The following is a 23,291-nucleotide window of genomic DNA, read 5'->3' on the forward strand; positions in this document are numbered from 1 at the left end:
CGCTGCGACAAAAAGCTGACGATTTTACCTTTTTAGTCAAATTGTTGACTTTATTGAGGTTTTGTTTTTGATTTGTGACTAATCTCTTTTTAAACAATTAGATAGCGTTATTTTACTCGGTAGCTTAGCAGGTGTTTTACGCCAGTTCAGGTCATGGTACTGCAAAGAGCAAAAGCTCCAGTGTCCGCGGTTTATAGATTTGGTTATAGATAAGCAATAAATCGAATTAAAATGTTCTAATAGCCTGTATGTGTGCTGAGCGCGGAACTGGCGCAGACAGGGTGAAAAACAGGCGAGTGGGCGGTGCTCAGTTGCTGATTTTTTTCGTATTCAGAAGGTGTTATGGATCCCAAGATATTGAAAGTGGCGATAAATCGTCGCATGCCATTTGGCAAATATGCCGGCAGACGACTACTGGAGTTGCCCGAGCCTTATCTGGTGTGGTTTAAGTCCAACGGCTTTCCGGCGGGGCAGCTTGGGCAGGAGCTGGCGCTGATCTATGAGGTGAAGCTGAATGGACTTGAGGCCATGTTGCGGCCGCTGCTGGATGAAGCGCAATGAGGCCTGCTACAGCGAGTGAGATGGCGACTGAGATGGCGGGCGAGATTACAGATGAGATTGCAGACGAGCTGGCTGTAGCGCGAGCAGATATTACTATTTGTCTGTATCAGCCGAAGGATGCCAGGGCGATTGCAACTGTGTATCACAGCGCTGTGGCGGCGCTTTCTGTTACTGAAGAAAAAGTGACGTGTAACACGCCTGCCCTGGAAAGCTCGGCTCGTGAAAGCTTGGCCCATGAAAGCTTGGCCCATGAAAGCTCTGTTCGTGAAAACTCTACGACAGGCTCTCGGCCCCTTTACACTGCGGCGCAGTGCCGCGCCTGGAGTAGCGGCATTCGTGACCCAAGGTACTGGCGCTCACGCCTTGGCCGCAGTTTGGTGCTGGTGGCAAGACAGGGCGGCGAGCTTATCGGCTTTATCGAGTCTGAACTCGGGTTTAAGGACCGGGGCTATATCGGCTACTGCTATGTTTCTCCTGCCTGGCAGCGACAGGGCGTGGCGGGCAAACTGCTGAATGCACTGATAAAGCTTGCGCCTTCCTATGGGGTAGCGACGCTGAGCACAGATGCCTCCAAGGCGTCGCGGGCACTTTTTGCCGCCCACGGTTTTCGCGAGCTTGGGCGCAGCTTTCAGCAAAAAAGCGCCGAGGTGCTGCCGGGCTTTTCGATGCAGTTGCTACTGCCTTTTTATGTTACTCCAACTTTTGCCACGACTGATTCGGTCACTTCAGCCCCTGACCAAGCCTGCCTTCGCCAAGTGTTCATAAGTCACGCTGAGCTTGAGGCCATCGCCCGGGTGTTTCACCGCGCTGTAGCGGGCGCGGCAGAGCATTACACTCAGGCGCAGCGTCAGGCATGGAGTCCAAAGGTTCGAAGTGCAGCCGAGTGGCGCACCCGCCTTGAAGGAACCAGGGTCTGGCTTGCCAAAGCTGCCGATGGACAGTTGGTTGGCTTTATCAATCTTAAGCGGCTGGATGATAAGACCTGTGAAGTTGATTGCCTGTTTACCGCCCCAGAAATGCAAAGGCGCGGAGTTGGTGCTTCGCTGCTAACTGCCCTTGAGCGCCACGCCCGAGACTTAAGGTTCGAGCGCATCCGGGTGCATGCCTCTTACTATGCCAAACCGCTGTTTATCAAGCAGGGTTTTATTGAGCTTACCCAAAACCAGCACCCAAGAAACGGCGAGGTGTTGGTGAACTTCACTTTGGAGAAGGCCCTTTGTAAACCGCCGCGCCGCAGAGCCAGGCTGTAAATCTAGGCCGCTGAGACAAGCAGCTTTGTAGAGTTGCAGCTGTGATTAACGGTGGCGCTGAAAGGCTGCTTAAAAAGAAAACCCGGCTCGAGGCGATCCGGGTTTTGATTCTGCAGTGACTAATGTCATTCAGCCCAAGGCGACGTTCGTCATTCAGCCCAAAGTGCGTTAAAGCGCTTAGCCCAAGGTGCTTTGCACCGCTCAGCCAAGATGGCTTACGTACTGGAGCTGCGGCGGCAACTCTTCATGCAGGGCTTCGCGGCGGGAAATAAAGCGGATAAAGGCGCCCGGCAGGGTGAGCTCATCAATCGGCTGCTGCCAGTGGCACATGCCAAGTGCCTGATAACCTTCCTTGCCCGCGGCAGTGTAAGCGGTGGATACCCCCACATAGCTGCGGCTGCGCTCAACACTTATCCAGCGGTCATTTTTCGCCATGGACAGGGCAATGATGCGCTCGCCGAGTGGCCGTCTGCCATCGTAATGGTATTTCAGGGCGTAGGTGTACGGGAAGCTGCCGGCGCCTGTGCCTATCACGCTGTTGTTGGTGGCGGCATTGATGGCGGATTCCAGCGCTTCGTACAGGTACTGGCCATCGATGGCGTATTTTACCAGCGGCAGTTCAAACGGCAGCAGGCGGCCAAGCACATCGGCCAGGGTGATATTGCCCCGGCTCAGTGACTGACGCACGCCGCCGGCGTTGTGCAGTGCAAAATCCACCGCGCCATCGAGCAGGCGCGACTCTTCATACATGGCGCGGCTGACCCAGGGCGCCACTTCACTGCCGTGGGGCAGGCTTTTACTTGGCAGGCGGGTGTGTACCAGCTCCCGCGGCACCATGGCCAGCACCTTGCGGTCAAGCGCGTTGATGGCCGGGCGGTAATCGGTATCGATAATCTGGCGTATCTCCTGCTGCTCGGTGGGCCAGAGGATATTCGGGTGCTGTTTTAATTGCTCGAGCAGCGCATCGCGGCACTCGGTGCTTGCGCCCTGCACCACAGGATGCTCATCCAGCATCAGATAGTTGCCGCCATCAAGGGCGATAACCTGGCCATTGCTGTCAAACTCGATGCTGGCAAGACCGATGGTTTCGGCGTATTTACCGGCATGGAGTATCGGGGTGCCGTTAACCTTTATTCCCCACGGGGCGCAGGGCAGGCCAAGGGAGGCGAAATCTCCCATCAGGGTATGGCTGTGGCCGCCAACTATCAGGCTGATGCCGCTGACCTCGGCGGCAAGCTTTTGGTCGCCATCAAGCCCAAGGTGGCTGAGCACAATAATATGGTCAACGCCGCCAGCTTTCAGCGCGGTAACAGTGCGTTTGCAGGTGTCGATGGCATTGGCAAAATGGGTGTCAGGATCGGGTCTGGCGATGACTTTCATCTGATCGAGCGTAATGCCAAAGAGCGCAAGCTTGCGATCGCCAAGGCTAGAAAAGCGCACTTTAGCGCAGCCACTCTCGTTATCCAGCGCATACAGATTATCAAGCGTGGCCAGGGCAAAGCCCTTCAGCGGGTCTTCTTCAGACAAGTCCATATTGCCTGCGAGCATCGGAAAGTCGATGGCCTTGATAAAGCGGTGCAGCGGCGCATTGCCACTGTCGATTTCATGGTTGCCTAGCACCATGGCATCGGGCTTTAACAGATTAAGCAGCCTCGCGTTCGCCTTACCTTTAAATTCGTTGAAGTACAGGGTGCCCTGAAAGGTATCGCCGCCATGTAAAAACAAAAACGGGCTGTCTGCGGCCTTGGCGGATTGACGGGCGTTGTCGAGCACGGTGGCAATACGGCCATAGCCGCCGCTGTGGCAGGCAAGACGCCAGGCCTGGCCTTGATGCTCCAGGCTTAAGCTGAGTGCCACCGGGTCAAAATTACTGTGGCAGTCGTTGATGTGGGCAAGGCGCAGTGAATAGCGTGTTTGCAATGAAAAAACCTTCTTTAAAAATGCGCGCAAAAAATACCGTTAGCAAAAGCCCGGCCGGAGCCGGGCTTTGAGTGCGATGCAGCATGTTACTGCGGGTCGCTGTCCTGAAAATCCGACAAACGTATGCCTTTATCTTTCATGCGCCGTTTCCACAATTGACGGGCAAGGCGCTGCATGTCGATGGCCGGGTCGTTCAAGTCAACGATTTCGAGCCCCAGCATCGACTCAATAATGTCTTCCTGGGTGACCAGACCCTGGGCTGAGCCGTATTCATCCACCACCACCGCAATTTGGGTGTTGCGCTTAATCATCAGTTCCAGCAGCGGCAGGATCTTGGCCGTTTCCGGCACCGCCAGCAGGTTACGCTTGATGCTGCCAAGGGTTGCATCAGGGTTATCGTGAACCCCGAGCAGAATGTCTGTGCGGTTTACAAAACCTTGAATATCATCATTATCTTCATCGTACACCGGCAGGCGGGTAAAGGGCTTGCTGATGAACTTGCCCACAAAGTCCTGCAGTGTCATGGCCATGGGAACCGAAAACATCACAGTGCGCGGCGTCATAATGGCGGTCACCGGCATTTCTTTTACCGACAAAATCTGGGTCAGAATGCGTGACTCCTGAGCGTCCAGCTCACCGGACTCCTGGCCCATACGTGCCATGGCACTCATTTCCTGACGGATATATTGACCTTCTTCACCCTTGCCAAGCAGTTTGGTCACTTGCTGCGACATCCAAATCAGTGGCTTGGTGCCTCGCACCATCCACAGCAGCGCCACGCTCACCGACGGCGCCAACGCGCGCCAGTAGTTGGCACCCACAGTCTTTGGGATGATTTCTGAGAAGAACAAAATAATAAAAGTCAGCACGGCGGAAAATACGCCAAGCATCTCATCACCAAACACATAAGCGGCCTGGGCGCCGGCAACGGCGGCACCAACGGTATGGGCAATGGTATTGAGGGTCAGGATAGACACCAGCGGCGCTTCAACATTGGCCTTGTGGGCACGCAAACGCGCGGCGGCTGACGGATTGGTTTGTTCGAGTGAGGCAATGTAGCTTGGGGTCACTGACAGCAGCACGGCTTCAAAAATGCTGCACAGAAAGGAAACGCCAACGGCAACAAGTATGATAATAATGAGGGTGACCATAAAAGGTTCAATAAACTCCATCGCATCGGCCAACATTGACCGGCGGTCATGTTAACACAGACTTTGGTTGTGTGCTGGCGAAAATCTCGCTGCATCGGTATAATTCGCGACCCCGCGCTGTGGGCTATTACTGGTTTGAGGTTTGTCTGATGAGTGAAAAGAAGATCAATTTGCTGGACCTGGATCAACAGGGACTGAGAGCACTGCTGACTGAGATGGGTGAAAAGCCGTTTCGCGCCCAGCAGCTGATGCAATGGATCTATCATTTTGGCGTCAGCGACTTTGAGCAGATGACCAACATTAATAAGGTGCTGCGCGGTAAGCTCGCGGCCCGCTGTGAAATCGTGGCGCCGGAAATCACCAGCTTCCAGAAATCCAGCGATGGCACCATCAAGTTTGCCATTAACGTCGGCCAGGGCCAGGAAGTGGAAACCGTATATATTCCTGAGGATGACCGCGCTACCTTGTGTGTGTCGTCGCAGGTGGGCTGTGCGCTCGAATGTACCTTCTGCTCCACCGCCCAGCAGGGCTTTAACCGTAACCTGACCGTGGGTGAAATCGTCGGCCAGATCTGGCGCGTGTCCCACTTCCTCGGTTTTCAGAAAGAAACCGGCGAGCGTCCCATCTCCAACGTGGTGATGATGGGCATGGGCGAGCCGCTGCTGAACATGGCAAACGTAGTGCCGGCCATGAACATCATGCTGGATGATTATGGTTTTGGACTGTCCAAACGCCGTGTCACCCTGTCGACCTCCGGTGTGGTACCGGCGCTCGATAAACTCGGTGACATGATTGATGTGGCACTGGCGGTGAGTATTCACGCCCCCAACGACACCCTGCGTGACGTACTGGTACCGATTAACAAAAAGTACCCGCTGCAGCAGTTTTTGGCGTCGATCCGTGGCTATCTTGAAAAGTCCAACGCCAACCGTGGTCGGGTGACGGTGGAATATGTGATGCTCGATCACATCAACGACAGCACAGAGCAGGCCCATGAGCTGGCGCAGCTGATGAAGGATACGCCCTGCAAAATCAACCTCATTCCGTTTAACCCCTATCCGGGCTCGCCCTATGGCCGTTCGTCCAACTCCCGCATCGACCGCTTTGCCAAGGTGCTCATGGAGTACGATCTGACCGTGATAGTGCGTAAAACCCGCGGCGATGACATTGATGCTGCCTGTGGTCAGCTTGCAGGCGACATCCGCGATCGCACCAAGCGATTGGCAAAAAAACGCATGCAAGAAAGTCAGATTTCAGTCACAATGGAATAACTCATTGTTTGCACAGATTAATAGGTTTTGCTTATGAAGCACGGACTGCCTTCCTTCACCCTGATTGCACTGCTCTCGATGTTGGCGAGCGGCTGCGTCACGGAGCAAACCTATTCGGGCACCGATATTCCGGTGTCCGAACGCACCTTTGATAAGGTGGCGGCGGCCAAAGAGCGGACGCAGCTGGGGCTGACCTATCTGAAGCGTGGCAATGCCGAGCAGGCCAAGTTCAACCTGGACAAAGCCATGAGCTATGCCCCGGATCTGGAAGAAGTGAACGTGGCCATGGCGTATTTTTACCAGACGGTGGGCGATGTGCCGCGCACCGAAGAGGCCTATCGCCGCGCGGTGCGCTCCAGTGACGCCACCGGCGATTCCATGAATAACTTCGGCGTGTTTCTGTGTCAGCAGAAACGCTACGATGAAGCAGAACAAATGTTCCTCAAGGCCATAGAACAACCCAAGTACACCCGCACTGCCTCCAGCTACGAAAACCTGGGGATTTGCAGCCGCGATGGGGGGAACAGAGAAAAAGCGCGACACTACTTTGATATGGCGCTAAAGTATGACCCACGACGCGCCACCTCCCTGCTGGAGCTGACTGAACTGGCCATGGACAGTCAGGATTACCAGGGCGCCAAGCGACTGCTTGAAAGAATGCATACGGTTGTTGCCGAGTCGGCCGCAAGCCTGGCATTAGGGGTGGAAATAGAGCGTCAACTGAACAATTTCGATGCCAGCAGCCGTTACGGCATTTTGCTGCTGGCTAAATTTCCCGCTTCACCAGAAGCCAAGCAATATCGGGCAAGTTTGAATCAATGAACGAAGAATTGAATGTTTCTTCAGGCGCTACTCAGGAACACGCACCTGAAAGCCTCGGCCAAATCCTGAAGGCCGCACGCGAAGCCAAAAATCTGTCCGTTGCCGATGTGGCGACGGCTTTGCATTTAAGACCCTCCATAGTCACCAACATTGAGGCGGATGATTTCAGTCATATCGCCAACGCCACTTACATCCGTGGTTACGTGAAAAACTTCGCCCGCATCGTTGAGGCCGACAAGCAAAAGGTCGCCCAGTGTCTGGAGCGCCAGGCGCCGGTCGTGACCGAGCCAACCATGCAGAGTTTTTCCCGCAAAACCGTGCGTCAGGCCCGTGATACCCGTTATCACCTGCTGACCTGGCTGGTGTTGATTGGCCTTCTGGTGCTGATGGTGTTTTGGTGGCTGCAGACCAGCAAGTTTTTCAATAACGGCTCGGTGGATTTTTCCAAACCAACCGTTGAAGAAGTCGCTGCCGAGAAAGTTGCTGCAGAAAAAGTCGCTGCTGAAAAAGTGGCGGCCGAAAAATCTGCCCCACAGCTGCGAGTGCAGCCTGCCGATACCGCCCTTACTGAAAATGGCACTGAGCCTGGCGCAGTGGCGGGTGCTATGGGCACTGAAACCCAACCTCAGGCGGCTGAGCAATCCATCGCGCAGCAAGCCCCGGACAATACTCAGCTGCAAGCTCAGCCGGTTCAAACTGTGCCTGCCCAAACCGGCACTCAGGCGACTCAAACAGCCGAGGGCGCATCAGTAGCTGATACAACTCAGCCAGCTAATGTGTCAGGGTCTCAGCCAGCTAATCAGCCAATGACTGCTGCCGAAATTCTGGCTGCAGATGCCGAGCTGCGTGCACCCAAGCAGGCCGAAGCGGCCGCTCAGGTGCCTGCTGTGGATGATGGTATGGAAGATTTACGCGTTACCTTCAGCGCTGACTGCTGGATCCAGGTCAAAGACGGTGACGGTAAGGTACTCGTGAGTGAAGTGCGTAAGCCAGGGCAGGATTTGACCCTGACCGGCAAGGCACCCATGAGCCTCATTCTCGGTGCACCAGCGGCGGTAAGCATCAGCTTCAACAATGAAGCGGTGAGCCTCGATGAATTTCCAAAGGGTAAGGTTGCCCGTTTCAATCTGCCCCGTAACGGTTAACTGCCAGGCAAGAAGAAGTAGTCAGCATGTATAACGAGAATCCCATCAAGCGCCGTCCGTCCACCCGTATTTACGTTGGCAATGTGCCCATCGGTGATGGCGCGCCTATCGCCGTGCAGTCGATGACCAACACCCGCACCACAGATGTTGCCGCTACCGTGGCGCAAATCCGGGCGCTGGAAAATGTGGGTGCCGACATAGTGCGGGTTTCTGTGCCGACCATGGATGCCGCCGAGGCCTTTAAGCTTATCAAGCAGCAAGTGTCGGTGCCGCTGGTGGCCGATATTCATTTCGATTACCGTATTGCCCTCAAGGTCGCTGAATACGGCGTTGATTGTTTGCGGATTAACCCGGGCAACATCGGCAACGAAGAGCGTATCCGCGCCGTGGTTGACTGCGCCCGCGACAAAAACATTCCTATCCGCATCGGTGTTAACGGCGGCAGTCTTGAAAAAGACCTGATGGACAAATACAAAGAGCCAACGCCAGAAGCACTGGTAGAGTCGGCGATGCGCCACGTGGACATTCTCGACCGGCTCAACTTTGACCAGTTTAAGGTCAGTGTAAAAGCCTCGGACGTGTTTTTGGCGGTGGAGTCATACCGTCTGCTCGCCAAACAAATCAAGCAGCCGCTGCATTTAGGTATTACCGAAGCGGGCGGTGCCCGTGCCGGCGCGGTGAAATCCGCCGTTGGCCTTGGGATGCTGCTTGCTGAAGGTATTGGCGACACCCTGCGGATTTCCCTTGCTGCCGATCCGGTGGAAGAAATCAAAGTCGGTTTTGATATTTTGAAGTCGCTGCGCATTCGCTCCCGCGGCATCAACTTTATCGCCTGTCCATCCTGCTCCCGTCAGGAGTTTGATGTGATTAACACGGTCAACGAGCTGGAAAAACGCCTTGAAGATGTGACCACCGCCATGGACGTGTCCATCATCGGCTGTGTGGTTAACGGCCCGGGCGAAGCACTGGTGTCCCATCTCGGGCTTGCCGGTGGTCACAAAAAGAGCGGTTTTTACGAAGATGGCGTACGCCAGAAAGAGCGGTTTGACAACGATAACCTGCTCGATGCGCTCGAAGCGCGTATTCGTGCCAAGGCCAATCTGATGGAAAACCGTATCCCGGTGCGTGACTCCGGCAACGACTGAGGCGCGGGCGGTTTTATTTTTGCAGCCGTGCTCCCTATAATGCGAACCATCTTAACGGCCAAGCCCGTGTAACCGCGCATCTGCGTGTGAATTTTAACCAGCTGGCAATCAGCAGCTATCAACGAGTCGATTACAGTGGCAAAACAGATCCAAGCGATTCGCGGAATGAACGACATTCTGCCAACCCAGTCTCCCGTATGGCAAAAACTTGAATCGGTACTGCGCGATGCAGTGGCGGCATTCGGTTACAGCGAAATCCGTACGCCGATTGTTGAGAGCACCGATCTTTTCAAGCGCTCCATCGGTGAAGTAACTGACATCGTTGAAAAAGAAATGTACACCTTTGAGGATAGAAACGGCGACAGCCTGACCCTGCGCCCCGAAGGCACAGCCTCAACCGTACGTGCCGGTAACGAGCACGGCCTGCTCTATAACCAGGAGCAGCGTCTGTGGTACACAGGCCCCATGTTCCGCCACGAGCGCCCGCAAAAAGGCCGCTATCGTCAGTTCCACCAGTTTGGTGTTGAAGTGTACGGCATTTCCACCGCTGACATCGATGCCGAAGTGCTGATGCTGTCCAACATGCTGTGGCAGAAGCTCGGCCTGACTGAGCATGTCACGCTTGAAATCAATACCCTGGGTGACAGCGCCGAGCGCGCCGCCTACCGCGACGCCCTGATTGCCTTCCTTGAGCAGTTTAAAGACAAGCTCGATGAAGACGGCCAGCGTCGCATGTACACCAACCCGCTGCGGGTACTGGATACCAAAAATCCCGAAGTGCAGGCCCTGCTGGCCGGCGCTCCAAGCCTGATGGATTACCTCGGCGAAGAGTCGCGCACACATTTTTCAACCCTGTGTGAACTCCTGGACGCCGTTGGCATCCAATACCGGGTTAACCCCCGTTTGGTGCGCGGGCTGGATTATTACAACCGGACTGTGTTTGAATGGGTCACCGACAGCCTTGGTGCTCAGGGTACAGTGCTCGCCGGTGGTCGCTACGATGGCTTGGTTGGTCAGCTTGGCGGTAAAGACACCCCGGCAGTGGGTTTTGCCATGGGCCTTGAGCGTATTGTGCTCTTGCTCGAAACCCTGGAGCTTGCCAAAGACGTGCCCAACGCGGTGGACGTATACGTGACCGCCATGGGCGACAGCTGTGTGCCTCAGGCTTTTGCCATCGCCAATGAGCTGCGTCAGGCGCTGCCCGGCGTGCGCATCATGACCCACTGCGGCGGCGGCAACTTCAAGAAGCAAATCAAGCGTGCCGACAAAACCGGCGCGGCGCTGGCACTGATTATCGGCGAGACCGAACTTGCCGAAGGCAAGGTGGCCGTAAAGCCGCTTCGCAATGACAACGAACAACAGCTGGTGAGCCGTGAGCTGCTGGCTGAAACTATTAAAGCATTGATTTGACTCCCGGATTTGGGAGCGATTACAAGAGGACGTGCGCGTGGAAATCTATAGCACAGAAGAACAACAGGTAGAAGCCATCAAGCGCTTTTGGAAAGATTACGGCACTTCAATCGTGATTGGTGCAGCGGTGGGCCTTGGCGGCCTGTACGGCTGGAACACTTACTCAGCCAGTAAGGTTGAGAAGTCTGAATCCGCCTCCGCCGCGTTTCAGGCGTTAAGCCAGAATGTAAATGACGAAGCGGCCATGCTTAAAGCCGCCGAAAGCTTTAAGGCTGAGCACTCAGCTGCCGGTTACTCGCTGCTGATTGAGCTCATGGTTGCCAAGAGCGCCGTGGATGCCAAGGACTTTGCCAAGGCAGAAGAAGCACTCAAAAAAGTGATGGCAGCCAAAGATGCCGGCACCCTGGGTAGCGTTGCTGCGCTGCGTCTGGCGCGCATTCAGGCCGAGCAAGGCCAGAGCGATGCGGCCATTGCCACCCTCGATGGCGTTTCTGATGAAGCCTTTATTGCCCAGCGCGATGAAATCAAAGGCGATATTCTGGCAGCCAAGGGTGAAACCGACAAAGCCAAAGCCGCCTATCAGGCTGCGCTGGACAAAGGCGGCGTATCTGCCAGTCCGGTACTGAAAATGAAGCTGGATAATCTTAATCAGGCATAAGGAAGTCGCCGATGAAGTCTTGGTGCAAAAACCTGCTGGCAGCGGGCCTTGGTATGGCCGTGCTGACGGCCTGCTCGTCCAATGATGTGGAAGAAGAGCCGGTCAGTGAGCTGACTGAAATCAACGCCACTGTGTTTCCTGAAATCAACTGGAGCGACAGTGTAGGCGACGGGGTAGGCGACTACTATTCACGTCTGCGTCCTGCGGTGGATTACGGCAAGATTTTCGTTGCCGATCGCGACGGTCTGGTCGTGGCGTTCGATGAGCAAAGCGGCGACAAACTGTGGGAAGTCGACTTCTCGGATCTGTTTAAAGACCGTTTGCTTGGTAAAAACAAAGGCGCACGTCTGGCCGCCGGTATTACCGCAGCCCGCGGCAAGGTATTTGTTGGCGGTGAGAGCGGTTTGCTGGTAGCACTCAATGCCGACACCGGTGAAGTAGTGTGGACCGCTCAGGCGACCGGCGAGCTGTTGTCGGCTCCGGCGGTTGGCGATGACACCCTGGTGGTGAACGCAAGCTCCGGCTCCCTCGATGCCTTTGATGTCGAAACCGGTGAAAAGCGCTGGAGTTATGAAAACCAGTTGCCTAACCTCACTTTGAGGGGCACAGGTTCGGCATCGTTCCAGGCCGGTGGTTTCTTCGTCGGCACCGCCGATGGCAAAGTGGCCGTGGTGATTAAAGACAACGGTCAGGCTGCGTGGGAACAACCGATTTACACCCCCAAGGGTGGTAATGAATTCAGCCGTATGGCCGACGTCGACATGACGCCGCTGCCTATCGGTGAAAATCTGTACGCGGTAAGCTACAACGGTAACCTGGTGTCGATGGAAATGCGCTCTGGCCGTATCGTCTGGTCGCGCAAATACTCAAGCTTCCACGATCTGGCCGCCAGTGGCGTGCAAGTGTATCTGGTTGCCGACAGCAGCCGTATTTACTCCATTGACCGTCGCAACGGTCTGGAACTGTGGAGTAACTCAGAGCTTTTGCACCGTGAGCTGACCGCGCCTGTGGTGTTTGAAGATTATCTGGTAGTGGGTGACTTCGAAGGTTACCTGCACTTTATCGACCGCAACGACGGCAAGCTCGTCGGCCGGGTCGAAGTTGACTCCGACGGCCTGTTCAGTCAGCCGCTGGTGGTTGACGGCAAGCTTTACGTGCAAGGCCGCAGCGGCAAAGTGGCCCGCATCGTACTTCCGTAAGCCAAGGCTTGACCTTGCAAGCCCCCGGAAGTACGTTCCGGGGGCTTTTTATTGAAAAGATTGTAATAGAGGCAAAAACATGATCCCTGTAGTGGCCCTGGTGGGTCGCCCCAATGTGGGCAAATCGACCCTGTTTAACCGACTCACGAGAACCCGGGACGCCTTGGTTGCTGACTATCCGGGGCTGACCCGCGACCGCAAATACGGCCGCGCGCACCTGTCCGGCTACGAGTTTATCGTGGTGGACACCGGTGGTATCGATGGCACCGAGGAAGGCATTGAAACCAAGATGGCCGAGCAATCGCTGGCTGCCATTGAAGAAGCGGATGTGGTGCTGTTTATGACCGACGCCCGCGCCGGTCTCACTGCCGCTGATCTGGCCATTGCCCAGCACCTGCGCAGCCGCGACAAGGTTACCTTCGTGGTGGCCAACAAGGTCGACGGTATCGATGGCGACTCTGCCTGCGCCGAATTCTGGCAGCTGGGTCTGGGTGAAGTGTACCAGATGGCCGCATCACAGGGCCGCGGTGTCACCAGCCTGGTGGAATACGCGCTGGCACCTTTTGCCGAAGCCATGGGCATTACCCCGGGTGAAGAGGGCGAAGAAGAAACCCACGAGCGTGAGTACACCGAAGAAGAAGCCGAAGCAGAGCAGGCGCGTCTTGCCGCGCTGCCCATCAAGCTTGCCATTATCGGCAAGCCCAACGTAGGTAAGTCGACACTCACCAACCGTATTCTCGGTGAAGAGCGGGTGGTGGTGTACGACCAGCCCGGTACCACCCGCGACTCGGTATATATTCCGATGGAGCGTGACGGCCGCAGCTACGTGCTGATTGACACCGCCGGTGTGCGTCGCCGCGCCCGCGTGCATGAAGTTATCGAAAAGTTCTCGGTGATTAAGACCCTGAAAGCGGTTGAAGACGCCAACGTGGTGCTCCTGGTTGTTGATGCCCATGAAGGCATCGCCGAACAGGACTTGGGGCTTTTGGGCTTTGTGCTCAACTCCGGCCGTGCGCTGGTGATTGCGGTGAACAAGTGGGATGGTCTGGATCAGGACGTCAAAGACAGGGTGAAGACCGAGCTTGACCGTCGCCTTGGTTTTATCGACTTTGCTCGCATTCACTTTATTTCGGCGCTGCACGGCACCGGCGTGGGTCACCTGTTCGAGTCGGTGGAAGAAGCCTATGACAGCGCGACCCGCCGCGTGAGCACGTCCTTGCTGACCCGCATCATGCAGATGGCTCAGGACGATCACCAGCCGCCTATGGTTAACGGTCGCCGGGTTAAGCTCAAGTACGCCCACGTCGGCGGTTACAACCCGCCAATCGTGGTGGTGCACGGCAATCAGGTAAGCCGCCTGCCGGACTCCTACAAGCGCTACATGATGAACTACTACCGCCGTTCTTTGAAAGTGGTTGGTACGCCGATTCAGCTGCGCTTCCACGAGGGTGCCAACCCCTTCGAAGGCAAGGTCGAGAAACTGACCTTGAGTCAGGAGCGCCGCCGTAAGCGCATGATGAGCCACATCAAAAACAAGAAAGCCTGATAAGGGTTTTACTTAACTGAAAAACGCCGGCATGTCCGGCGTTTTTTGTTGTTGGCACTGATGGCGAAGGGCTTCAAAAAGGTGAGCCTCTGATGTGGCCAGCCCGCTTACGAAAAAAGCCACACCGTCATTCCCGTGGCACCTCTACCTGTGACACGTCCATCTGTGGCAAGTCTATCTGAGTCACAGTCGCCTGAAACCGGCCGGCTTTAAGCTCGGTCTGCACCGTATCGCCAATGCGAAGGTTGGAGGCATCTTCCACTACCTTGCCGTCAGCGTCCTTGGTAATGGCGTAGCCGCGACTTAAGGTGGCAAGCGGGGAAACAGCTGATAGCTGATGCGCAAGCTGCCCCAGATGGCGCTCAGTGCGTTTAAGCATGTTGTCCATGACGCTGTGCAGACGGTTGCTGGCAAAGTCGAGTCGCTGCGCTTCAAGCGTTAAGGTGTGCGCCGGTGATTTGGCATTGAGCCGTGCGCGGCTGCGCTCAAGCTTGAGGGTCGCGGCGGCGATGCGTCTGTCCATGGCGGATGTGAGACGCAGTTCCAACTCATCGAGCTTTTGCATCTGCTGGGAGAGGCGCCGTTTGGGGTCGTGCCGGTCGAGCCTTGAGTACAGAGCGCCCAGTTTAGATGCCTGATTAAGCTGGTAATGGCGCCAGCTTTGGCCGAGGCGGGATAACAGTGCCATGAGTTTTTGCTGCCGGTGACTTTGGTCGTCCGACAAAAGCTCAGCGCCCGCCGACGGCGTGGGTGCCCGCACATCGGCCACATAGTCGGCGATGGTGGTATCCACTTCATGACCAACGGCGCTCACCAGCGTCAGGGTGCTGTTGTAGATGGCATGGGCCAGCGCTTCGCTGTTAAAACACCACAAATCTTCAAGGCTGCCGCCGCCACGGGTGAGCAGCAGTACATCCACCTCGAGGCGGCGGTTGGCAAGCTCAATGGCGCGAATAATGTCCTTGTCTGCCTCGCTGCCCTGTACCGCCGTCGGGTAGATAATCACCTCGATGGCGGGATTACGCCGTTTAAGCACATGCAGCACATCGCGGATAGCCGCACCTGTGGGGGAGGTGATGACGCCAATCCGATTGATGCTCTGTGGCAGCGGCCGCTTGGTTTCGATGGCAAACAGCCCCTCGGCGGCAAGCTTCATCTTCAGCGCTTCATAGCGCGCCGCCAACATGCCATCTCCGGCAGGGAACATGGCGTCAATCAACAGCTGATAATCACCCCTTGGTTCATACACGCTGATGCTGCCGCGCACCAGCACCTGCTGGCCGTTGGCGGGGCGAAAGCCTACACTGGCATTGCGGCCCTTGAACATGGCGGCACGGATTTGCGACTGGCTGTCTTTCAGGGTTAAGTACCAGTGACCGGAGCTTGGCGAGCTGAAATTGGAAATTTCTGCCGTCAGCCACAACTTGCCCAATTGACCTTCGAGTAATTGCCGCACTTCGCCATTGAGGCGGGAGACGGTATAAACTTCATTTTCGGGGACTTGCATGGTTTTTTCCGGCGAAATGCAAATTTTTCCAATTTTGCATTTACCGAGGCCCCCTTGCAAGGTATAATGCCGCCGCAATATTTACCTCTACCAATCCTACACAAAGGGGAGATGTTGCAATGCTACGTCTAATCAAAGAAGCGCTGACGTTCGACGATGTTTTACTGGTTCCAGCGCACTCTACAGTCCTCCCTAATACCGCAATTCTTAAGACTCGGCTGACTCAAAAAATCGAGCTGAACATTCCTTTGGTGTCTGCTGCAATGGACACAGTGACCGAGGCGCGTCTTGCCATCGCAATCGCTCAGGAAGGTGGTTTGGGCTTTATTCACAAAAACATGAGCATCGAGGCCCAGGCCGAAGAAGTTCGTAAAGTGAAGATTTACGAAGCCGGCGTGGTTCAGGACCCTGTTACTGTTACCCCAAGCACGACCCTTGCCGAGCTGCGTCAGCTCACCGAGCGTAACGGCTTTGCCGGTTACCCTGTGGTGAATGCTGCCAATGAACTGGTGGGTATCATCACCGGCCGTGACGTGCGCTTTGTGACCGACTGGTCCAAAACCGTTCAGGAAGTGATGACCCCGAAAGAGCGTCTGGTGACTGTACCTGAAGGCACCAAGCTTGAAGACGTGCAAAAGTTGATGCACACCAACCGTATCGAAAAGGTACTGGTAGTGAGTGATGACTTCCGCCTCAAGGGCCTCATCACAGTAAAAGATTTCGAAAAAGCTGAGCGCAAGCCAAACGCCTGTAAAGACGAGCTTGGCCGGCTGCGCGTTGGCGCTGCCGTGGGCGCAGGCCCAGGCAACGAAGAGCGCGTTGATGCGCTGGTGAAAGCCGGTGTTGACGTGCTGCTGATTGACTCTTCCCACGGCCACTCTGAAGGCGTATTGCAGCGTATTCGCGACACCCGCGCCAAGTACCCTGAACTGCAAATCATCGGCGGTAACGTCGCCACTGCCGAAGGCGCGCTGGCGCTGGTTGAAGCCGGTGTAAACGCGGTAAAAGTAGGTATTGGCCCAGGCTCTATCTGTACTACCCGTATCGTTACCGGTGTGGGCGTACCGCAAATCACTGCCGTGTCTGATGCTGCCGCTGCCGTGAAACACCTGGACGTACCTGTAATCGCCGACGGCGGTATCCGCTACTCAGGCGACTTGGCCAAGGCGCTGGCTGCCGGTGCCTCGTGCATCATGGCCGGCTCCATGTTTGCCGGTACTGACGAAGCCCCGGGTGAAACCGAGCTGTATCAGGGCCGTGCCTATAAGTCATACCGCGGCATGGGCTCCCTCGGCGCCATGAGCAAAGGCTCCTCCGATCGTTACTTCCAGAGCGACAACGCCGCCGACAAACTGGTGCCGGAAGGTATCGAAGGTCGCGTGCCTTACAAGGGCAAGATCAAAGAAATCATCCATCAGCACATGGGCGGCCTGCGCTCCTGTATGGGCCTGACCGGCTGCGCCACTATCAAAGAGTTGGGTGAAAAGGCCCAGTTCGTGAAGGTGACCGCTGCAGGCATGGGCGAGTCCCACGTGCACGATGTGACCATTACCAAAGAAGCCCCGAACTATCGTACCGGCGGCTGATTGAAAAGGGCGGCCCCGGGTCGCCCTTGCTGTACCTGATGGCAGGCATAAAGCGCCCGCCACCCTAGAAACCAATGAGATAAAGGTTTTCCATGAGCAACATTCATGAGCACAAGATTCTGATCCTGGACTTCGGCTCTCAGTACACCCAGCTGATTGCCCGCCGTATCCGCGAAATCGGCGTGTACTGCGAACTCTGGGCCTGGGATGTGTCTGAAGAGCAAATCAAAGGCTTTGCCCCCAACGGTATCGTACTGGCCGGTGGCCCCGAGTCAGTGACCGAAGCCAACTCCCCACGCGCCCCTGAATACGTGTTCAACGCCGGTGTGCCTGTGCTGGGTATTTGCTACGGCATGCAGACCATGAGCGAGCAGCTCGGTGGCAAGGTTATCCAGGGCGTTGGCGAGCGTGAGTTCGGTTATGCTCAGGTTGAAGTGCTGACCGACAGTGCGCTCTTGCGTCACATCGAAGACGGCATTTCCGACGCCGGCAAGCCACTTTTGGACGTGTGGATGAGCCACGGTGACAAGGTGTCTGAGATCCCTGAAGGCTTTGTGGCCGTTGCCAAGACCGAGACCTGCCCGTTTGCCGTGATGGCCAACGAAGAGAAGAAATTCTACGGCGTGCAGTTCCACCCTGAAGTGACTCACACCCGTCAGGGCAAGCGTATGCTGGAGCATTTCGTGCTCGACGTGTGTGGTTGTGATGCCAAGTGGCAGCCAGCCTCCATCATCGAAGACGCGGTTGAGCGCATCAAGGCTCAGGTTGGCGACGATGAAGTCATTCTCGGCCTCTCCGGCGGTGTGGATTCATCCGTGACAGCCATGCTGCTGCACCGCGCCATCGGCAAGCGCCTGACCTGCGTATTCGTTGACAACGGCCTGCTGCGCCTAAATGAAGCCAAGCAGGTGATGGACATGTTCGGCGACCATTTTGGTCTCAACATTGTGCACGTTGACGCCGAAAACCGCTTCCTCGACGCCCTCAAAGGCGAAAACGATCCGGAAGCCAAGCGTAAGATCATCGGCCGCGTATTCGTGGAAATCTTCGACGAAGAAGCCTCCAAGTGCGTTAATGCCAAGTGGCTGGCCCAGGGCACCATCTACCCGGACGTGATTGAATCAGCAGGCAGCGCCACCGGCAAGGCCCATGTGATCAAGTCACACCACAACGTGGGCGGTCTGCCGGAAGACATGGAGCTGGACTTGGTTGAGCCGCTGCGTGAACTCTTCAAAGACGAAGTGCGTAAGATTGGTCTGGAACTCGGCCTGCCTTACGACATGCTCTATCGCCACCCATTCCCAGGCCCAGGTCTTGGCGTGCGTGTACTTGGCGAAGTGAAGAAAGAATACTGTGATTTGCTGCGCCGCGCCGATGCCATCTTCATCGAAGAGCTGCACCGCGCCGATCTGTACAACAAGGTCAGCCAGGCGTTTACTGTGTTCCTGCCGGTTCGCAGTGTGGGCGTGATGGGCGATGGCCGTAAGTACGACTGGGTTGTGTCGCTGCGCGCCGTTGAAACCATCGACTTTATGACTGCACACTGGGCGCACCTGCCATACGATTTCCTTGGCCGCGTCTCCAACCGCATCATCAACGAAGTCGACGGCATTTCCCGCGTGGTGTACGACATCTCCGGTAAGCCACCAGCAACCATCGAGTGGGAATAAGCCTGAGGCTTAACAGGGCTAACCCAATAAAAAGGCGCTTCGGCGCCTTTTTTGTATTTGTTTTTCGGAAAACGCCGGTAACAAATTAAACGGACGTGGTGGGCTTGCAAAGCCAGTGGCGCAAGAGTTGAATGAACAACTTACGCTCAGCTATTGGCTTGGAACTGCTCTGGGCTTAGCTATTACGGCTTAGCACTGGCCCGGATTTTGAAACAAGTCTGGATTTTTGAAACAGGGAAGAGTTCGCTTATGAAGCTTGACCACATTACGCTTTTGGTTACATCGCTGGAACTCAGCATGCCTTACTACGAGCAATTACTGCCTTTGCTCGGCTTTTCAAAAAAGAAAAACCACGTATGGACGGATGGCGAGGGCTTTTTCTTTCAGTTTTTGCAGGCAAAAGCCGGTACCTCTGCCTACGAGCGTTACGGTGCCGGTATGAATCACCTGGGCTTTGGCGCGTCATCGCCTGATCAGGTTTATGGGGTGCGTGCCGCGATGGCGGAGGCGGGATTTGAGGTACCTGAGGTGCAAAACCTCGGTGGTGCCATCGCCTTGTTTATGAAAGACCCTGACGGGGTGCGCTTTGAAGTTACCTATTACCCACCGGGGATGGCCGTGGTTGATTAACTTAAATAGGCATACCGCTTTAACCCAAGCTGCCATGCTTGATGGGTAAAATTTTCAGAATCAACTCCTTAAAGGCACAGAATAACGCTGTGTTTACGCCGCCATTTCAATCCGATTACGGCCGGCTTCCTTGGCGCGGTACAACGCTTCATCGGCGGCCTTGATGGCGCGCTCTATTCCGCCTTGCTCGCGGGGAATGTCTGCAAGCCCTGCGCTGATGGTCAGATGTATGCTGCGGCCGTTAAAGCTAAAGTCGCTTTGCGCCACCAGAGCGCGCAAGCTGTCCATACGCTTATAGGCTTCGTCTACGCCAGTACCGTTGAATTCCAATAAAAACTCTTCCCCGCCCCAGCGAAAGAACTGATCGTCAGTTCGGATCTGGGTTGCTATCAATTTTGACAGTTCGACCAACACATAATCACCGGCGTCGTGGCCCAAGCTGTCGTTGATGCTTTTGAAGTGATCCACATCCACCAGAGCAAATACGCCGCGGCTGCCATCAATGGTACGGTTGAAAGAGCGGCGGTTAAGCGCGCCGGTGAGTGGATCGGTCGCCGCCAGTTTCTTAAGGTGCTGCTGCTGGTGATGCAGGTATTTAAGGAGCCGCCATAACCCTAAACCAGCCACAATTAGCCCGGTTGATTGGGTAATATCTTCCACCGTATTGAGTGAGGTAAAGAGCACCAGCTCGTCACACCAATCGAGCAAGCTGCCGATAAAGGAGAGTGAGGTGCCAACGAGCAGCAGGGTGTAGATATTGCCAAGGTGGCTTGCAAGAGAGCAGGCGAACATCAGAAACAGCCAAAAGCAAACCATCAGAAATTCGAGGGTCAGCTCGTCATATTGGCGCGTGGTGCGCCATTCATAATAATTGAGAACAAAAATCGCCATCACCAGCGACAGCAGCACTACAGCAAACTGGATAGGGTGGTCTTTAAGCCACCGAAAATGAGGCATAAGCAAGAGGTCCCTGCCGGGGTTTGACTTAAGTGTAGTTGCCACGTCGGGATTTTTGCCAGCAGCCGCCGTGGGCGGTTATACTTTGCCGTCATCGCACAGAGGAACACATTAAGTTGCAACAGGCTGAGCTGGATAAATTTTTTATGTTACAGGCCCTTGAGGCGGCAAAAGAAGCCGAGGCGAGGGGCGAGGTGCCTGTGGGCGCTGTGCTGGTAAAAGACGGTGAAATCATTGCCCGGGGCTTTAACCACAACATCGGCTTGAATGACCCGAGCGCCCACGCGGAAATGCAGTGTCTGCGCGAGGCTGGCCGTGCGCTTGATAACTACCGCCTGCTGGACACCACCTTGTATGTAACGCTTGAGCCCTGTGCCATGTGCGCCGGCGCCATGGTGCACAGCCGCATCAGCCGCTTGGTGTTTGGTGCCTGTGATGAGAAAACCGGCGCCGCCGGTACTGTGGTTAATCTGGTGCAGCATCCGGCGTTCAATCACCAGATTGAGGTGGTGCAGGGCATACTCGCCGAGGAGTGTTCATCCATGCTGAGTGCCTTTTTTCGCCGTCGCCGCCATGAACAAAAGGCGCTGAAGCAAAAAGCCCGCGAAGGCAGTCCGGAATAGTCCCACGCGCTATTGGCTGTGCCATTAGTCTCCCGCGAACAATACCTGAAACAATATCGTAAATGACATCAGCAGTAGCCCCATTGGCCGCTGTAGACGCGCGCTATCTGCGGGGTTTTGGATTGTTTGGTTGGCGGCAGGATAAGGCAGAGCGGCGCTGCACCTTGCTGTATTCGTTGCTGTATGAGCGACACTGCTGCCTTGGTGGTTAGCAGTAAGGTGACATGCTCAGCTGCGCGCATAGAAGGGTGCTTAGATGCGTTGTGAGAAGTAGGAAGCTAAGCCGCTCTGCAGCGTGCCTGAATTAAGATGGCGTCAGATTTCGGTCTGCGCCTGATTGAAGAACAGCTTTTGACGGCGCAGCATGCGGGCGTGGCGGAATTTTACCTGGGTGCGGCGTCTTGCTGCGGCATTGTTATTGATGGAACGTCTTTTCATGTAAGGCCCCTTGTTTTGCTGATTGGTCCTGTTGGCCAATTTTTCTTGTCTTTTGCACCTTAGCAGTGCGGCACTTCGCTGGCAATAGCTTGAGATCACAGTCAGTTTTCCTGTGGCGAAAAACTGAGCGCGTTAGGTTGAAATCCGGATTATTTGGGTGGCTGTGCGCTCTTGGCGTTGACGGCGGCGGTGGAGACAGTCTGCTGCTCTGGCACTGACGTTGGATTTTCACCGTCTTTGGGCTTGCTCTGGTTATCGAGCCACACCAGGGTGTCGTAGTAGCGGCGGATTGAGTCAACGTAATGCACGGCTTCACCGCCACGGGCGTAGCCATAGCGGGTCTTCTGGTAGTATTTGCGCTTTTGCAGGAGTGGCAGCACCTTTTTCACATCCTGCCAGGCGCTTGGGTCGAGGCCCTGAGCTTCGGCGAGTTTGCGCGCATCCTCAAGGTGAGCGATGCCTATGTTGTAGGCCGCGAGCGCAAACCACATGCGCTGATTGTCCGGAATCGACTCGGGCAGCTTATCTATCAAGTCTTTCAAATACTTGGCGCCGCCTTTGATGCTTTGGCGCGGATCGAGGCGGTTGGTTACGCCAAGGGATGCCGCCGTGGCATTGGTCAGCATCATCATGCCGCGCACCCCGGTGGGAGACACCGCATTGGGGTTCCAGTGGGATTCCTGATAGCTGGCGGCGGCAAGTTTGCGCCAGTCGAGCTCGCCGGCGTACTGCTCAAACAAGGGCCGGTAGCGCGGCAGCTTGGCATCGATGGCGCGGATAAAGGCGCGGGTATCGACATAGTCAAAGCGCTTAACGTGGCCGAAATACTTTTCATTGAGCGTGGCTAAGGTGCCTGAGCGCATTTCAATGTGCCAGAAACTCAGCAGTGAGCTCATCAGGGCATCGGTACCCGTAGGGGCAAGCAGCCATACGACTGGCACTTTTTCTTCCAGCACCATACCGGCACGCAGCTCAGGCATATAGCGGCGATTAATGTCCAGCGAGCTTGACTGGGCGAGGGTATAGGTCAGCTCGCCGCTGTCTATCATGGCAAGCAGTTCGTCGTTGTCTTTTTCTGCCGTTTGTTCCCACACCAGATTGGGGTTGGTTTGTGAAAGCCGGGTCAGGGTCTCAACGAAGGCCGAATCGGCCACGACTGTGAGTTTGCCGGACAATTGCTCTACCGACTCGGGCGGTTTGGTGCCTTCTTTGTACACCACTACCTGATTGACCCGGTACAGCTGAGGTCCAAGGCGGAAACGGTTACGGCGATTGGGGCTTTCGGTCATGCCGGCGGCAATGATGTCGATATCGCCCTTGGCGAGGGCATAATAAAGTTCGCTGCGGCTGCTGTAAGGCTGCATTTCCAGTGGCTTACCGAGGTAATCGGCAAAGCGCTGCGCCAGCTCATAATCGAAGCCTGACAGGCCCTGACCTGTGCTCATGTAGGTTTGCGGACCATAAAGAGTGCCAACCCGCAGCGTTTCCGATTCGGGGCGAACCTGGGGCTCACCCAGCGTAACCTCTGGCCGCTGACAGGCTGTCAGCACCATGAGTACGGTGAGCAAAATCCAAATTCTTCTCAATATAATCAACGCATTAAACCTATTTTTCGCGACATCTGCTGCCAGAAGCCGCCCTATTCTACACCATAACTTTCGTTACTTTGCTGAACGGAAGGTTAATCCTTGTCAATCTTGGCCTGTTATATCACAGGAAACACTGTTTTGAATCGGCTTGGCAGGTGATTTACGGGGCGTATTTCCCTATAATAGCGCCACCTCTGACCCTGTAATTATAAA

At 55.6% G+C, this 23,291-nt stretch carries 20 protein-coding genes; 14 read left to right on the forward strand and 6 right to left on the reverse strand.

What is annotated here, in order from left to right; translation table 11 throughout:
* Window positions 1-342: 342 nt before the first annotated feature.
* Both KJI95_RS10200 and KJI95_RS10205 read left to right on the forward strand, forming a co-directional pair.
* A complete protein-coding gene (locus KJI95_RS10200; RefSeq protein ID WP_214507088.1) occupies window positions 343-561 on the forward strand; it encodes a DUF3820 family protein in 219 nt (72 codons plus the stop codon).
* Window positions 562-593: 32 nt separating this feature from the next.
* The gene (locus tag KJI95_RS10205; RefSeq protein WP_214507089.1) at window positions 594-1,811 is read left to right on the forward strand and encodes a GNAT family N-acetyltransferase; all 1,218 of its coding nucleotides are present in this window, start codon (window positions 594-596) and stop codon (window positions 1,809-1,811) included.
* A 201-nt stretch (window positions 1,812-2,012) separates the two neighbouring features.
* On the opposite strand, the gene KJI95_RS10210 is transcribed toward KJI95_RS10205, so the two are convergent.
* Together KJI95_RS10210 and KJI95_RS10215 are read right to left on the reverse strand one after the other, a co-directional pair.
* Window positions 2,013-3,731 carry a bifunctional metallophosphatase/5'-nucleotidase gene (locus tag KJI95_RS10210; protein WP_214507090.1) on the reverse strand — a complete coding sequence of 573 codons (1,719 nt, stop codon included), beginning with the start codon at window positions 3,729-3,731 and terminating at the stop codon, window positions 2,013-2,015.
* An 86-nt stretch (window positions 3,732-3,817) separates the two neighbouring features.
* On the reverse strand, window positions 3,818-4,882 hold the full coding sequence (locus KJI95_RS10215; RefSeq protein ID WP_214507233.1) for a CNNM domain-containing protein: 1,065 nt from the start codon (window positions 4,880-4,882) through the stop codon (window positions 3,818-3,820).
* A 149-nt stretch (window positions 4,883-5,031) separates the two neighbouring features.
* Between KJI95_RS10215 and rlmN the strand changes: the two genes are divergently transcribed.
* From rlmN to der, 8 genes are all read left to right on the forward strand, one after another.
* Window positions 5,032-6,153, forward strand: a complete 1,122-nt coding sequence (gene rlmN / locus KJI95_RS10220; protein ID WP_214507091.1) for a dual-specificity RNA methyltransferase RlmN — start codon at window positions 5,032-5,034, stop codon at window positions 6,151-6,153.
* Between the two features lie 33 nt (window positions 6,154-6,186).
* The gene (pilW, locus tag KJI95_RS10225) at window positions 6,187-6,975 is read left to right on the forward strand and encodes a type IV pilus biogenesis/stability protein PilW (protein ID WP_214507092.1); all 789 of its coding nucleotides are present in this window, start codon (window positions 6,187-6,189) and stop codon (window positions 6,973-6,975) included.
* Window positions 6,972-8,120, forward strand: a complete 1,149-nt coding sequence (locus KJI95_RS10230; protein ID WP_214507093.1) for a RodZ domain-containing protein — start codon at window positions 6,972-6,974, stop codon at window positions 8,118-8,120. Before pilW ends, KJI95_RS10230 begins: the two co-directional genes overlap by 4 nt.
* A 26-nt stretch (window positions 8,121-8,146) precedes the next feature.
* A complete protein-coding gene (gene ispG / locus KJI95_RS10235; protein ID WP_214507094.1) occupies window positions 8,147-9,265 on the forward strand; it encodes a flavodoxin-dependent (E)-4-hydroxy-3-methylbut-2-enyl-diphosphate synthase in 1,119 nt (372 codons plus the stop codon).
* A 135-nt stretch (window positions 9,266-9,400) separates the two neighbouring features.
* Window positions 9,401-10,675: a histidine--tRNA ligase gene (hisS, locus tag KJI95_RS10240; RefSeq protein ID WP_214507095.1), complete on the forward strand. Its 1,275-nt coding sequence runs from the start codon at window positions 9,401-9,403 to the stop codon at window positions 10,673-10,675.
* Window positions 10,676-10,712: 37 nt separating this feature from the next.
* Window positions 10,713-11,333 (forward strand): YfgM family protein, encoded by a 621-nt coding sequence (locus KJI95_RS10245; protein ID WP_214507096.1) that lies wholly within the window; start codon window positions 10,713-10,715, stop codon window positions 11,331-11,333.
* Window positions 11,334-11,344: 11 nt separating this feature from the next.
* Complete coding sequence (bamB, locus tag KJI95_RS10250; protein ID WP_214507097.1) at window positions 11,345-12,532, forward strand: outer membrane protein assembly factor BamB; 1,188 nt, start codon at window positions 11,345-11,347, stop codon at window positions 12,530-12,532.
* Between the two features lie 79 nt (window positions 12,533-12,611).
* The gene (der, locus tag KJI95_RS10255; RefSeq protein WP_214507098.1) at window positions 12,612-14,078 is read left to right on the forward strand and encodes a ribosome biogenesis GTPase Der; all 1,467 of its coding nucleotides are present in this window, start codon (window positions 12,612-12,614) and stop codon (window positions 14,076-14,078) included.
* A 127-nt stretch (window positions 14,079-14,205) separates the two neighbouring features.
* On the opposite strand, the gene xseA is transcribed toward der, so the two are convergent.
* Complete coding sequence (gene xseA / locus KJI95_RS10260) at window positions 14,206-15,585, reverse strand: exodeoxyribonuclease VII large subunit (protein WP_214507099.1); 1,380 nt, start codon at window positions 15,583-15,585, stop codon at window positions 14,206-14,208.
* Between the two features lie 119 nt (window positions 15,586-15,704).
* Between xseA and guaB the strand changes: the two genes are divergently transcribed.
* From guaB to KJI95_RS10275, 3 genes are all read left to right on the forward strand, one after another.
* Window positions 15,705-17,171, forward strand: coding sequence for an IMP dehydrogenase (guaB, locus tag KJI95_RS10265; RefSeq protein WP_214507100.1), 1,467 nt, complete (start codon window positions 15,705-15,707; stop codon window positions 17,169-17,171).
* 92 nt (window positions 17,172-17,263) lie between these two features.
* Window positions 17,264-18,841, forward strand: coding sequence for a glutamine-hydrolyzing GMP synthase (gene guaA / locus KJI95_RS10270; RefSeq protein ID WP_214507101.1), 1,578 nt, complete (start codon window positions 17,264-17,266; stop codon window positions 18,839-18,841).
* Window positions 18,842-19,090: 249 nt separating this feature from the next.
* Window positions 19,091-19,471, forward strand: a complete 381-nt coding sequence (locus KJI95_RS10275) for a VOC family protein (protein WP_214507102.1) — start codon at window positions 19,091-19,093, stop codon at window positions 19,469-19,471.
* Between the two features lie 93 nt (window positions 19,472-19,564).
* Here the strand turns inward: KJI95_RS10275 and KJI95_RS10280 are convergent, their stop codons facing one another.
* Complete coding sequence (locus KJI95_RS10280; RefSeq protein WP_214507103.1) at window positions 19,565-20,428, reverse strand: GGDEF domain-containing protein; 864 nt, start codon at window positions 20,426-20,428, stop codon at window positions 19,565-19,567.
* A gap of 116 nt (window positions 20,429-20,544) precedes the next feature.
* Here KJI95_RS10280 and tadA point away from each other — a divergent pair, with 116 nt between their 5' ends.
* Entirely contained in the window at window positions 20,545-21,051 is a 507-nt protein-coding gene (gene tadA, locus KJI95_RS10285) for a tRNA adenosine(34) deaminase TadA (protein WP_432653795.1), read from the forward strand.
* 315 nt (window positions 21,052-21,366) lie between these two features.
* Here tadA and KJI95_RS19600 read toward each other — a convergent pair whose 3' ends face one another.
* A complete protein-coding gene (locus tag KJI95_RS19600) occupies window positions 21,367-21,489 on the reverse strand; it encodes a hypothetical protein (protein ID WP_284730700.1) in 123 nt (40 codons plus the stop codon).
* 149 nt (window positions 21,490-21,638) lie between these two features.
* Window positions 21,639-23,075, reverse strand: a complete 1,437-nt coding sequence (mltF, locus tag KJI95_RS10290) for a membrane-bound lytic murein transglycosylase MltF (RefSeq protein WP_214507105.1) — start codon at window positions 23,073-23,075, stop codon at window positions 21,639-21,641.
* Window positions 23,076-23,291: the final 216 nt, after the last annotated feature.

The organism is Shewanella jiangmenensis (assembly GCF_018596335.1).
Lineage (GTDB): Bacteria > Pseudomonadota > Gammaproteobacteria > Enterobacterales > Shewanellaceae > Shewanella > Shewanella jiangmenensis.

Coding starts and splice junctions, on each gene's coding strand:
- KJI95_RS10200 (WP_214507088.1), top strand. CDS start 343: ATGGATCCCAAGATATTGAAAGTGGCGATAAATCGTCGCATGCCATTT.
- KJI95_RS10205 (WP_214507089.1), top strand. CDS start 594: ATGGCGGGCGAGATTACAGATGAGATTGCAGACGAGCTGGCTGTAGCG.
- KJI95_RS10215 (WP_214507233.1), bottom strand. CDS start 4,882: ATGGTCACCCTCATTATTATCATACTTGTTGCCGTTGGCGTTTCCTTT.
- rlmN (WP_214507091.1), top strand. CDS start 5,032: ATGAGTGAAAAGAAGATCAATTTGCTGGACCTGGATCAACAGGGACTG.
- pilW (WP_214507092.1), top strand. CDS start 6,187: ATGAAGCACGGACTGCCTTCCTTCACCCTGATTGCACTGCTCTCGATG.
- KJI95_RS10230 (WP_214507093.1), top strand. CDS start 6,972: ATGAACGAAGAATTGAATGTTTCTTCAGGCGCTACTCAGGAACACGCA.
- ispG (WP_214507094.1), top strand. CDS start 8,147: ATGTATAACGAGAATCCCATCAAGCGCCGTCCGTCCACCCGTATTTAC.
- bamB (WP_214507097.1), top strand. CDS start 11,345: ATGAAGTCTTGGTGCAAAAACCTGCTGGCAGCGGGCCTTGGTATGGCC.
- der (WP_214507098.1), top strand. CDS start 12,612: ATGATCCCTGTAGTGGCCCTGGTGGGTCGCCCCAATGTGGGCAAATCG.
- xseA (WP_214507099.1), bottom strand. CDS start 15,585: ATGCAAGTCCCCGAAAATGAAGTTTATACCGTCTCCCGCCTCAATGGC.
- guaB (WP_214507100.1), top strand. CDS start 15,705: ATGCTACGTCTAATCAAAGAAGCGCTGACGTTCGACGATGTTTTACTG.
- guaA (WP_214507101.1), top strand. CDS start 17,264: ATGAGCAACATTCATGAGCACAAGATTCTGATCCTGGACTTCGGCTCT.
- KJI95_RS10275 (WP_214507102.1), top strand. CDS start 19,091: ATGAAGCTTGACCACATTACGCTTTTGGTTACATCGCTGGAACTCAGC.
- KJI95_RS10280 (WP_214507103.1), bottom strand. CDS start 20,428: ATGCCTCATTTTCGGTGGCTTAAAGACCACCCTATCCAGTTTGCTGTA.
- KJI95_RS19600 (WP_284730700.1), bottom strand. CDS start 21,489: ATGAAAAGACGTTCCATCAATAACAATGCCGCAGCAAGACGCCGCACC.